General features: G+C 28.3%; 11 protein-coding genes, 2 tRNA genes and 1 other RNA gene. 11 read left to right on the top strand and 3 right to left on the bottom strand.

The features are described from left to right. The first annotated feature begins 101 nt into the window (after positions 1-101). Together C7N41_RS06535 and C7N41_RS06530 are read left to right on the top strand one after the other, a co-directional pair. The gene (locus C7N41_RS06535; RefSeq protein WP_105964887.1) at positions 102-842 is read left to right on the top strand and encodes a MerR family transcriptional regulator; all 741 of its coding nucleotides are present in this window, start codon (positions 102-104) and stop codon (positions 840-842) included. Between the two features lie 109 nt (positions 843-951). Beyond that, positions 952-1,425, top strand: a complete 474-nt coding sequence (locus tag C7N41_RS06530) for a GNAT family N-acetyltransferase (RefSeq protein WP_105964886.1) — start codon at positions 952-954, stop codon at positions 1,423-1,425. A gap of 66 nt (positions 1,426-1,491) precedes the next feature. On the opposite strand, the gene C7N41_RS06525 is transcribed toward C7N41_RS06530, so the two are convergent. Continuing rightward, positions 1,492-1,695, bottom strand: coding sequence for a hypothetical protein (locus C7N41_RS06525; protein ID WP_105964885.1), 204 nt, complete (start codon positions 1,693-1,695; stop codon positions 1,492-1,494). Positions 1,696-1,768: 73 nt separating this feature from the next. Here C7N41_RS06525 and C7N41_RS07815 point away from each other — a divergent pair, with 73 nt between their 5' ends. From C7N41_RS07815 to C7N41_RS06510, 4 genes are all read left to right on the top strand, one after another. Next, complete coding sequence (locus C7N41_RS07815) at positions 1,769-1,924, top strand: MerR family DNA-binding transcriptional regulator (protein ID WP_225362883.1); 156 nt, start codon at positions 1,769-1,771, stop codon at positions 1,922-1,924. Beyond that, positions 1,921-2,136 carry a MerR family transcriptional regulator gene (locus tag C7N41_RS07810; protein ID WP_225362882.1) on the top strand — a complete coding sequence of 72 codons (216 nt, stop codon included), beginning with the start codon at positions 1,921-1,923 and terminating at the stop codon, positions 2,134-2,136. Before C7N41_RS07815 ends, C7N41_RS07810 begins: the two co-directional genes overlap by 4 nt. Before the next feature lie 501 nt (positions 2,137-2,637). Continuing rightward, positions 2,638-3,525 carry a hypothetical protein gene (locus C7N41_RS06515; protein ID WP_105964884.1) on the top strand — a complete coding sequence of 296 codons (888 nt, stop codon included), beginning with the start codon at positions 2,638-2,640 and terminating at the stop codon, positions 3,523-3,525. Between the two features lie 28 nt (positions 3,526-3,553). Next, positions 3,554-4,030, top strand: coding sequence for a hypothetical protein (locus C7N41_RS06510; RefSeq protein WP_105964883.1), 477 nt, complete (start codon positions 3,554-3,556; stop codon positions 4,028-4,030). 1,607 nt (positions 4,031-5,637) lie between these two features. Here the strand turns inward: C7N41_RS06510 and ssrA are convergent. Further along, positions 5,638-6,013, bottom strand: a transfer-messenger RNA (tmRNA) gene (gene ssrA / locus C7N41_RS06505). Between the two features lie 121 nt (positions 6,014-6,134). Between ssrA and C7N41_RS06500 the strand changes: the two genes are divergently transcribed. Continuing rightward, positions 6,135-6,797 carry a hypothetical protein gene (locus C7N41_RS06500; protein WP_105964882.1) on the top strand — a complete coding sequence of 221 codons (663 nt, stop codon included), beginning with the start codon at positions 6,135-6,137 and terminating at the stop codon, positions 6,795-6,797. A gap of 48 nt (positions 6,798-6,845) precedes the next feature. On the opposite strand, the gene C7N41_RS06495 is transcribed toward C7N41_RS06500, so the two are convergent. Next, positions 6,846-6,919 (bottom strand) — tRNA-Glu (locus C7N41_RS06495). A gap of 110 nt (positions 6,920-7,029) precedes the next feature. Between C7N41_RS06495 and C7N41_RS06490 the strand changes: the two genes are divergently transcribed. The 4 genes from C7N41_RS06490 (at position 7,030) to C7N41_RS06475 (ending at position 11,930) form a co-directional block, all read left to right on the top strand. Next, positions 7,030-7,102: transfer RNA gene (locus C7N41_RS06490), tRNA-Gln, on the top strand. Between the two features lie 146 nt (positions 7,103-7,248). After that, positions 7,249-8,976, top strand: coding sequence for an ABC transporter ATP-binding protein (locus C7N41_RS06485; RefSeq protein WP_105964881.1), 1,728 nt, complete (start codon positions 7,249-7,251; stop codon positions 8,974-8,976). After that, complete coding sequence (locus C7N41_RS06480; RefSeq protein ID WP_105964880.1) at positions 8,976-10,793, top strand: ABC transporter ATP-binding protein; 1,818 nt, start codon at positions 8,976-8,978, stop codon at positions 10,791-10,793. The genes C7N41_RS06485 and C7N41_RS06480 overlap by 1 nt, the downstream gene beginning before the upstream one ends. A 123-nt stretch (positions 10,794-10,916) precedes the next feature. Further along, positions 10,917-11,930, top strand: coding sequence for a serine hydrolase domain-containing protein (locus tag C7N41_RS06475; protein WP_105964879.1), 1,014 nt, complete (start codon positions 10,917-10,919; stop codon positions 11,928-11,930). The last annotated feature ends 10 nt before the right edge of the window (positions 11,931-11,940 follow it).

Genomic DNA, 11,940 nt, shown 5'->3' with positions numbered 1-11,940 from the left:
TGATAATTTTGGATAACATCTTTTTTTGTATATTTATAATTAAGTATTGACTATTACGTTAAGTCATAGAAGATAATGAACTTGTTGGAGGAAATAGTACTATGAAATATTCAACAAAAGAAATAGCTGAAATGTCCGGACTAACAGTTAGAACTTTACATTATTATGATGAGATAAATTTATTAAGCCCTAAAAGATCATCAAATAATTATCGTGTATATGATTCAAGTAATGTTGTAATTTTGCAAAGAATACTTTTTTATAAAAATCTAGGATTTAGTCTTAATAGAATAAAGACTATTTTGTCTTCAAGTAATTTATCTTTTTATGATGAATTACAAACGCATCTTAATCATCTATTAAATAAAAGGGAAAGTATTGATAACAAAATTAAAATGATTAAAAGGGTCCAGAAGGAGAATACAAGTATGAGTGATAATGAAAAATTATCAATTTTTAAGCAAAATCATATTAATAGTAATGAAAAAAATTATGGTAAAGAACTAAGACAAAAGTATGGATATGATTTTATGGATTCATGTAATCAAGACTTTTCCAACTTGTCAGAAGAAAATATAAAATATTACCAAAATATTGGTAATAAAATAATTAATTTATTAAGCAATAGTGTGAAAAATAATGATAGTAGCAACGACAAAGAGATATTTGATCTACACCAAAACTGGTTAAAGTTAATAAATAAGAATTATAGTAAGGATTACCATAAATATATGGCTAAACTTTATTTAAATGATAAAAGATTTACTGATTATTATGATTCTAAAGCAGGTATAGGTGCTGCTAAAAAACTAAGTTCTATTATTTATAATTATTTATCATAGATTCTTTATAATGTTAGGTGTCTTCAATTTTGAGGGCACCTTTTTTAGTGATTTTATTTTAAATAAAAATGATATACTTTAATTATTCATTACTTGGAAGTGATTTTATATGATTATTAGGTTATTTAAGTATGAGGATGCCAAAGAAGTATCAAATCTTGTTTCAAAAACAATGATGACTAATAATATTAAAGATTATGATATTGATTATCTAAGAAAAGATATAGGTGAAAGAACTCCTAAATTTTTTATTGATAGATCCAAATATTTACATTGTTATATTTGTTTAATTAATAATAAAATAGTTGGTACTGGTTCAATTGGACCTTATTGGGGTAAGAGTGATGAAAGTAGTCTTTTTAATATTTTTGTTGATCCTGAATTTCAAGGAAAAGGAATTGGAAAAACTATTATTAATACACTAGAAAATGATATTTATTTTAAAAGAGCTAAAAGAGTTGAGATTCCTTCATCTATTACTGCATTGAATTTTTATAGGACAATGGGATATGACTTTAAAAATAATAATAACAAATTAGATGATGAAAGGTTGTTTAGATTAGAAAAATTCAATTATAAATAATAAGCAAAAATATTAAATTTTATAAAAAATAATATTTTAAAATAAACCACCTTATAAAAGTCATTTTTAGTTTCTAACCCTTTTAAAGCATTCAAAAACTATGGGTGCTTTCATTTCTCTTTGTTTTAAATCTAATCCTGATCTATTATATATTTTATGTGCAATATCTTCTATTAAGTATTTAATATCTGGGTCAACTTTTAATATTTTATTCATTATTGATTCAGCTGAACTTCCTACAACATCATTAATTCCTTTATTTTTATTCATAATAAATGCCTCCAATATCTTTAATTGATTAAATAATAAATTCTGGAGTGAACTCTAGGTCAAGGAGAAAAACATGAAAATTGGTGAATTTTCTAAAAAGGTTTCATTATCTATTGATACATTAAGGTATTATGAAAAAATAGGGCTTATTTATCCTAAAAGGGATGAAAATAATATAAGAGAATATAACTATGATGATTTTAAATGGGTAGAGTCTATTAAAAATTGAAAAGAACAGGGATGCCTATAAAACAAATTAATACTTATGCTATTCTTAGAAGAGCTGGAATAAGAACTATAGATACTAGAATCGATATGTTAAATAAACAAAAAAATACTCTTTATAAAAAAATGTCAGAAATTGAACATTGTATTTATTTTTTGGATTCTAAATTAGATCATTATTATAATATAAAGAATATCAAGGGCTTTAAAAACTAACTGTATTGATTTTCATATGTTAGGTGTTTTCAATTTTGAGGACACCTTTTTTTATTTATGATGATTAACAATTTAAATTGTTTTATTTCCAAATTAGAAAACGCAAAAATTCGTTATCAGAATATATCTTGCTACTGGTTGTCAGTTGGTTACCCTAGGGTAGCTGAAAATTAAGCCAACCTGTTTTGTATAATCCAAAGTAGGGGTAGCCGAATTTTCGTCCACCGTTATTGGATATTCGAGAAACGGTCAGAAATCTATTAAATTAATGTTTATGTGGGTATGCCCAAAATTGAGCATACCTATTTTATCCATATATCGTTAATTATGTTAAAATAATTATTGTTTTCATATTAGATATAACAGTAGTCCTTATTGGGGCTACTGTTTTTTGTTCTTTTATATTATAATATCATTATCTAATATGAAAATAAGGAGTATATTTATGGATTCATCTAATATGAAAAAAAATTCTAGATCTAGGAAAGTTTTTTTTAAAAAATGTTTTTAGGAGCTAAAAATAAAATAAATATTAATCAAAAACTAAACAATATATTTGTTAATTATAAAAATCGTAATTATAATAATGTAAATGTTTTGAATATAAACGATATGCAAATATATTTAGCTGGTATTAAATATGAAGATTTACCAAATTACAACGTTCCATTATATTTATTAAATATAGAATGTATAGATAGAGATTCAAAAATTGTGTATGGCGATATCAGTAAAGATTTTGCTCACAGAAGAGTAGAACCAAGTAATATTAACAAAAATAATAATACTGGTAGCATGATTTCTTCTCAAATAGCTATTGATCCATTAAGGCAAATAGTAGCTATAACTAGAGGTAATAATTCTATAAGTCAACAAAATATAAAAAGATTTTTAAAAAATTTACTTGAAACAAATGCTATGTCTTTTAATCTAATATTAAATAGAAAAGCAATGAAAGATATAGCTAATTATGATTTAGTTACGAAATTAGATTATTCTATAGCTAGTCCAAGCAATTTTGAAAATATTGATGAACAAGATGAAGATTTAATCAATCAATTTAAGTATGCTAATAATTTACAGAGTGATTTTGTAACAACAACTTTTAGAACTCATTTATCTAATAAAGATAGTATATTAGAGAAAGTAAGTGGTTTGTTGGGCATTCATAGTAAAAAAGCAAAAGTCAGAAAATTAAATGTATCTGGAATGAAAGATGGCAAAGAAGATTCAATCGACTTAATAAAGAATTCTTTATATTATAATGGTAGTATTCATTATGATGATTCTATTGAAATAGAAGATATATTTAATTTGTTAATTTATTCATTTCAACAGAATTACGATTTTATACAAAAAAGTTATTTAATTGAAAATAATTTAGATTAATATTTTTACAATGGTAGGTGATTTATTTATGAACCTAACTAAAAATAAACCAACAAAGTTCTTGTTCAGAAAAACGTTTATAATAAAAGTCAGTATATTTTTGATATTTGTTTTTCTTATATTTATTAAATTTTCTCCTTCTAATATTGCCAATTTTAATTCTGTTATGAGCGGGTGCTTATCTTTTTCATCAATATCTTCATCACTTATATTTGGTAGCTTTTCTTTTATTAATTATTCTGATGGAAAAGCATCTGAAATTGTTAAAAGTATGAATGGTAATATTAAAATAATGAGTAGATTGTTGTCATCATCTGCTATTTTATTTTTGGTTTCAATTATTTCTTTATTGGAACTTATGTTATTTAAATTTAACAGTGTTAGTTTTTTATCAACTTTATTAACATCTCTATGGTTATCTTTACTTTTATATGGCGCACTTTGTGTTTTTTACATTTTTGATGTTATATTCTACTATTTAAAATTAAAGAAAAATGTAAAGTGATTTTATTAAAAATCTATAAATCTTGTACTCTAGACTAATAAATATAATAATATCATTAGATTAACATCTATTTGGGTGTGCCCAATTTTGGACATGCCCTTTTTGTATATCGCGACTGACATTTTTACCCTTAATATTTTTAGTTATAATTCTAAATTGGTTTCTGATAATTTATTTCATTCATTGCAATGTGGTGCTAAATTGGTACTTCATTGCATACATAAAAAGTGTGAAAAATATGGTTGGAAATTTTGTTTCAACCCTTAACACATTGACTCTGATTGCCTTTATAGAGGCTTTTATTGGTGCATATATTAAACATATGAGTGCATACATGAATGCAACTTTTACTACAGATAATTACAGTTTGATTTTATGTAATAATGTCGTGTTTTGCGATTGTATTAAGGGGTCGCTAAAATGGTGACCCCTTTGTATTTTATTAAGGTTTATTTAATTTACATACTCCTTACCAACTTCCCAAAATTGGCAACTGGTAGAACGAATCGTTATGCTAGATCATACTTTGCTACCCAGTTTTATGGATATTAAATGGGGTGTTTACCTTAAACACTCCTTATTTTGATTATTCCAAAATAGAACAAGCCGATAGCGGTAATCCTTAAAAATGTGGAATACGGTAGTAGGTGCCAAAACACCACCCCCTACGCTTAAATATTTTAGTTGCGGAGTTAAATTGGCTTGTCAGATACTAAAAAAAGCTACCGATAATTAAACCAGTAGCTGATTGATAGAAATGTATGAATTATGTTGGATAAGTCCATAGTACATTGTTATTTAGTTTATTGCTATTATCGTGTTTAACAAATTAGTTAATTACGAATAGCCCAACGCAAAATTGCGTCCGTTAGCCCAAACCAAAAGTGGTTTCGCTTATCCATATAAATGGTAAGTAGACAACAACGGACTTTGTAGCATGTATTTAAGGTCGAGAATCCTATTTTAGGACTTTCGAGGATATGAACCAACGATAAGGTCAATATGACCTCATGAGAGCTAAATATTGAGCTTTGATTGTTGATTTAATGCTATTTTTCCAAAATGGGAAACCTAAATAACTAATATCATGGGCTTTCCCTAAATTAGGGCAAGCCAATTATAAATATAAATTGCTTACGGTAATAGAATTACATCATTTATTCATTAGTATCGATACAAAGTAAAATGTGTTTACAAAACCATAGATTATAAGTAAAGCCATTAATGAATAAAACACTTTTGAACTTTGTAACAATTTTTTTGAATATCCACTAACAAAAACAACTAGTATTATTAATATCATTAAAACATTAAAAATCTCCATTTGAATATACACAACCTTTTTAACTATATTATTACAACTATATTATTACACTTTGATAGTAAATAAAAAAGCCACTCAATAGAGTAGTAGCTTAGTAATCCCGTCCCACACGTACATATTTAATTTTAAATTATGTTTTTTTGAATGCTAAAATGAATGCCATTGAATGCCAAAGTGAATGCTATAAAATTATACTTAATTTATTCATTTTATCCTTGAAAACTAATAAAAAGGTTGCTATATCAATGCTTTTAATCACTGATTATAACAACCTTTAATCATCTAATGGAGTCGGCGGGATTTGAACCCGCGTCCGAGCATATCGCCATTCGAATTTCTACGCTCATAGGAGTATTATTTGAATTTCACTAATCAAAACGCCATACACCAAGGCTATCATGATTAGCTAACCTGATTAATCTCTTCTACCAACTTCAAGTGTGAGTTGAATAGCGTAACCTATTTCATATAAAACCCAATGTTAACCCATAGGTAAAGCTAAATCGGATTGCTACAAGGCGCCTATTAAGCAGCCATAAAAGTAGCGTTGTTTGAATTTTCGTTTGCAGTTAAAATTTAAAACTGGACGGTTTTGCGTAGACGCCGCTACGTAACGCCATTCGAATTCGAACTATACCCGTCGAATCCATAACGACCCCAAAACTTACATAATTAATTTTACCATATTATAAGATTGTGTAAAACATTTATAATTCTCAGCATAAAATATTAATAAAATTAACTGATTATTGTTATAATTAATGTATTGAGGGTGAATTAATGAAAGCAAATGCAATCGCAAGTGAAAGAATAAATCCTTTCTACGTGAGGTTGAAACATCTCAAAATGGAAAAATGGTACGTTAATGAAATGCAAGAAGCTAAAAGTAAGCGTTGTCCATTTTCCAAGGAAAATAATTATAATAAGTTAGAAATAGATAAAATAGGATTTTATAAAAAGCAATTATGGTTTCACTTCTGTGGAGTGGTCAATGAAGGTTGGGTATCTCATAAGTTTGTTAGGAAAAATTATCGTTTACTGAAATTACATTTTAAAGTTGATCATCAATATGATAATGCTGTTGTAGCTGCACAGAATCTTTTATCATATTCTGGTTATCATTTATCAATTGATGAGGTTATTAAGTTTTTAGATAATAAAAATTCATATAAGCCTAATGACTTTTTTAGATTATTTATTAATAATAAAGGGTCTTTTAAACTGCTTAATAATAAGTCATATCGTCGAATTAGGGGACAATTATTAAGAAATCGTCCAGTTATAATGTGGTTAGATGATAATCAACATTGTGTGATGTTAATTGGATTCAACCGAAAAGTATTTTTCTATAAAGATGCTTATGATGGATTAAATAAGACTATTAGTGTTAGTCAGCTTACTCATAGATGGAAAAAAAGTGGATATTTAGCATTTAGCTACTAATAATAACAAAAAAGACAAGTCATTTAATGACTTGTCTTTTTCTAATAATCACCCGCATGGGTCTCGAACCCATAACTCCGCCTTGAGAGGGCGACGTCTTAAACCAGTTTGACCAGCGGGCAATAAATATTAACAATAATTATGTTACTTGAAACTATTAAGATTGTCAATCGTTCAATAGTGTTGACAGTTTTATTGCATAAGTTTAACATTAATAAATGTAATATATTTTTGGGTATTCGCCAAATTGGTAAGGCAGCGGACTCTGAATCCGCAATCTACTGGTTCGAGCCCAGTATACCCAATTATTAAACGTCGCATTGTGCGACGTTTTTTTATTTTCTATATAGAAGATTATTTAATTTAAATTTTAATCAATAAATATTAGAATAATACTAATTGTATTTTTTAAAATTTATAAATATATATAAAGAAGGAGTGAAGATTAACCTTGATAAAATTAGCTAAAAAATATTTAGTTTGGAGTGCAGTGCTAGCAGCTGTGCTATTTTTAGTGGTTCAAGTATCTTGTGATTTATACCTACCAACTGTTACTTCAAATCTAATTAATAATGGGGTAGCTAAAAATAACGTTCCTTACATTTGGAGTGAAGGATTTAAAATGTTATTTGTTACCTTTATCGGTGTAGTAGCTGCTGGTGGAAATATTTATTTTGCGGCAACTCAATCCCAAAAAATGGGGAAGAAGATTCGTTCAGCAATGTATCGTAAAATAATGTATTTATCTGATCAAGATTTGGATAAATTTGGTGACGCATCACTAATTACTAGAAATACTAATGATGTTGTTCAAATTCAAAATGTAATGATTCAGGTTTTAAGAATGATGATTATGTCACCAATTATGCTAATTGGTGCTATGTCATTGGCTTTCTTTAAGAGTCCGCGATTAACAATTGTTTTCTTTGCTGCTTTAGTTGTGCTAGCAATTGTAGTTGCTATTATTATGTCATTTGCTGGTCCTATGTTTAAGAAATTGCAAGGTCAAACTGATAAACTAAACTTAGTATTCAGAGAAGGTTTAACTGGCGTTAGAGTAATTAGAGCATTCAATCGCGATGATTATGAACAAAATCGTTTTGATAAATATAATACCAAATATGCTAGTACTGGAATTCGTGTATTTATGCTAGTTTCTCTAATGTTTCCATTGATGACTTTTATTTTAAGTGGAACTAATGTTGGAATCGTATGGTTTGGTGCCAAAATGATTGCCAATAGTGGATTAGATGTTGGTAACTTAGTTGCATTCATGACTTATGCTACTCAAATCTTAATTAGTTTTATGATGTTATCATTCCTATTTGTCTTTATTCCTAGAGCACAAGCCTCTGCTTCACGTATTAATGAAGTATTCGATGTTAAAAATTCAATCAATGATCCTAAGCATCCTGATAAGATTGAAAAGGATAATAATACTTTAAGTTTTGACCATGTTGATTTTAAATATCAAGATTCCAAAAATCTATCACTAAAGGACATTAACTTTTCAGCTAAAGCCGGTCAAACAGTTGCTGTAATTGGTGAAACTGGTTCTGGTAAATCTAGTTTAATTGATTTAATTCCAAGATTATATGATGTTACTTCTGGTGCTATTAAAATCAATGGTACTAATATTCAAGATATATCGCAAAAAAATCTCCATGCTTTAATCTCTTTAACTCAACAAAAGGCAGTCTTATTTACGGGTACAGTTAAAGAAAATATGCAATATGGAAATGAAAATGCAAGTGATGAAGAAATATGGCATGCATTAGATTTAGCCAAAGCTTCCGACTTTATTAAAGAAGAAGGGGGCTTAAATGCTAAAGTTGAACAAAATGGTGAAAACTTTTCTGGTGGGCAAAAGCAACGTTTAGCTATTGCTAGAACCATTCTAAAAGATGCTGCAATTTATATTTTTGACGATTCATTCTCAGCGCTTGATTTCAAAACTGATGCTGAATTAAGACAAGGTCTAAATAAAGACGAAAAAATTAAGCATGCAATTACTGTAATTGTTGCACAAAGAATTTCTACAGTTGCAGATGCTGATTTAATTTTAGTATTAAATAATGGAGAATTAGTTGGTGCTGGAACACACAAAGAATTATCCAAAGATAATCCATATTATAAAGTTATTTTAGACTCTCAAATCAAGAAGGGAGGATCCAAATAATGGAAAATAACAATAAAAAACGTGCTGACAACTTTTGGGGTTCTACTTGGCGATTAATAACATATGTTAAGCCTTGGTTAATTGGAATTATCTTTACTTTAATCATGGCAGTTGTTGCAACAGTTTTGCAGATTGTTACTCCTAAAATTTTAGGTGAAGCCACTACTGAAATTTATAAAGGAATTATGAAGGCCTTTGAAATGAAAAAGGCTGGGCTACATGTTGGAAGTATTCCAATTGATTTTGGTGCAGTTGGTCACATTTTACTAGTAGTGGGATTTTTATATGTTGCTGCTGCTTTATTTAACATGGGACAACAATTTATTATGACTTACATTTCTCAAAAGGTTGTTTATCAATTGAGAAAAGATATGAAGTCTAAGTTAAAACGTTTACCAATTTCATATTATGATACCCATGCTAATGGGGATGTTATGTCTACAATGATTAACGATATGGATAATATTTCCACAATGTTGCAAACTAATTTAACTCAATTAATTACCAGTGTCTTGTTATTCTTTGGAGTACTTTATATGATGACAACTATTAGTTGGTCTTTAACATTAGTGGCTTTATGCACATTCCCATTAATTGCAGTTATTGTAGGAGTAATTACTCCTCGTTCTCAAAGATTCTTTAGTAAACAACAAAAACATTTAGGTCAAGTTAATAGTCAAGTTGAAGAAAACTTTGCGGGTCGTAATATCATTAAAACTTTTAACCGTGAAGAAGAAACTATTCAACAATTTGAAAAAGAAAATGACAAATATTATCAATCTGCTTGGAAAGCTCAATTTGTTTCAAGTTTCATGTTCCCATTGATGAATTTTGTTAAGAACTTAAATTATGTATTTGTTGCAGTTTTTGGTGGAATCAAGGTTGCTGCTGGAACCATTGCTTTAGGTAATGTTCAAGCATTTCTACAATATGTAAATATGTTTAATCAACCTATAACTAATTTGGCTAATTTAACTAATACTATTCAGTCAACCATTGCTTCTGCTGAACGTATTTTTAAAATTCTTGATGAACCTGAAATGCAGGATCAAACTGTTAATAACAAAATTGAAGATACTAATGATGAAATCACTTTTGAAAATGTTGACTTTAGATATTTACCTGATACACCATTAATTCAAGATTTTAATTTACATGTTAAACAGGGCACTACGGTTGCGATTGTTGGACCAACTGGTGCTGGTAAAACCACTATTATTAATTTACTTGAGAGATTTTATGATATTGATTCTGGTTCTATTAAATTTAAGGGTAAGGATACAAGAGACTTTAGTAAATCGGAATTACGTTCACATATTTCAATGGTCCTTCAAGATAGTTGGCTCTTTACTGGAACGGTTCTTGATAATATTAAGTATGGAAATGCGAATGCAACTGATGAAGATGCCTATAATGCAGCCAAAGAAGCACAAGCAGATGGCTTTATTCAAAAACTTCCAGATGGTTATAACACTATTCTGAATGAAAATGCTACTAACATTTCACAAGGTCAACGTCAGTTAATTACTATAGCTCGTGCCTTTGTTGCTGATCCGGAAGTTCTTATTTTGGATGAAGCAACTAGTTCAGTCGATACTAAGACAGAATCAATGATTCAACAAGCTATGGATAATTTAATACAAGGACGTACTAGTTTCGTAGTTGCTCACCGTTTGTCTACAATTCAAAATGCTGAAAAAATCATTGTAATGAATCATGGACAAATCATTGAAACTGGTGATCATAATTCATTGATGAAACAAAATGGTTTTTACGCTGACTTGTATAATTCTCAATTTATAGGTAATAATTTATAAATTAAGCATTTAAAATAAAATCAAGTTATAATGTAATTAAATAAAACACTTTCGATAAATCATTAGTTTATGATGTAAATTCGAAAGTGTTTTTTATATGAAATAATAAATCAGGTGAAAATTATGGATTATCCAAAAACAATTGAAATGGTAAATAGACTAGTTGATGATGGGGTTGTTCCTGGAGTTAATTATGCCTTTATTGATGGCAACAAGGTAGCAAGACATTTGATTGGTAACAGTGAATTAGTACCTAAAAAAATAAAATTAAAAGATAATTTAATATATGATATGGCATCAATCACTAAAGTTGTTGGTACCACAATGGTAATTTTAAAATTAGTTGATGATAACCAACTTAATATGGAAGATTCTATTAGTAAGTATTTACCTCAATGGAAATATCCAAAGGTAACTGTGCGAAATTTAATTACCCATACTTCTGGAATTGAAGGGTATATTAATAATCGCAATAACTTAAATCATGATGAACTGATTAAGGCATTACTTGAGTTAAAAGCAGGAAAAGGTTTGAACCATGAAATGCACTATGCTGACGTTAATTTTATTTTCTTAGGCTTAATTGCTAAACAAATTACCGGAAAATCAATTCACGACTTAATTACTGAATGGGTATTAAAACCATTACACATGAATAATAGTTCTTTTGCTCCAAAAGATAAGCACAAATGTATTCCTACAGTTTATGATGATAAAAAAGGCTTATTACAAGGTTCAGTTCACGATCCTAAAGCACAAATATTAGGATCAGATTGTGGATCAGCAGGATTATTTAGTAATATGGATGATTTAATTAAATTTGTGCATGCTATTTTATATCCTGATGACAATCCAATTATTTCATCAGCATTAGTAAAACAATTTTATGATGATCAAACTTATTCTCATGCTTTAGGACGTAGTTATGGATTCGAATTGCTTCACTATCATGGAATGAAATTTATATGGCAGTCTGGATATACAGGAACATTCATGGTTATAATCCCCAAATTAAAACGAGCAATGATCTTCTTATCCAATCGGGTTCATCCTAAAGCACCAAATGAATATTATATTGAAAGAAGAAAGCCTCTAATCGAAACCTATTTAGATGAAAATAAAAAAGCTTGGAAATAAATTCCAAGCT

It is taken from the genome of Apilactobacillus micheneri, assembly GCF_002993975.1.
GTDB lineage: Bacteria > Bacillota > Bacilli > Lactobacillales > Lactobacillaceae > Apilactobacillus > Apilactobacillus micheneri.
This window is presented reverse-complemented; position numbering and strand designations above follow the sequence as displayed.

Bases quoted from the DNA above. Each gene is read 5' to 3' on its own strand.
- C7N41_RS06535 (WP_105964887.1), top strand. From the start codon at position 102: ATGAAATATTCAACAAAAGAAATAGCTGAAATGTCCGGACTAACAGTT.
- C7N41_RS06530 (WP_105964886.1), top strand. From the start codon at position 952: ATGATTATTAGGTTATTTAAGTATGAGGATGCCAAAGAAGTATCAAAT.
- C7N41_RS06525 (WP_105964885.1), bottom strand. From the start codon at position 1,695: ATGAATAAAAATAAAGGAATTAATGATGTTGTAGGAAGTTCAGCTGAA.
- C7N41_RS07815 (WP_225362883.1), top strand. From the start codon at position 1,769: ATGAAAATTGGTGAATTTTCTAAAAAGGTTTCATTATCTATTGATACA.
- C7N41_RS06515 (WP_105964884.1), top strand. From the start codon at position 2,638: ATGTTTTTAGGAGCTAAAAATAAAATAAATATTAATCAAAAACTAAAC.
- C7N41_RS06510 (WP_105964883.1), top strand. From the start codon at position 3,554: ATGAACCTAACTAAAAATAAACCAACAAAGTTCTTGTTCAGAAAAACG.
- C7N41_RS06500 (WP_105964882.1), top strand. From the start codon at position 6,135: ATGAAAGCAAATGCAATCGCAAGTGAAAGAATAAATCCTTTCTACGTG.
- C7N41_RS06480 (WP_105964880.1), top strand. From the start codon at position 8,976: ATGGAAAATAACAATAAAAAACGTGCTGACAACTTTTGGGGTTCTACT.
- C7N41_RS06475 (WP_105964879.1), top strand. From the start codon at position 10,917: ATGGATTATCCAAAAACAATTGAAATGGTAAATAGACTAGTTGATGAT.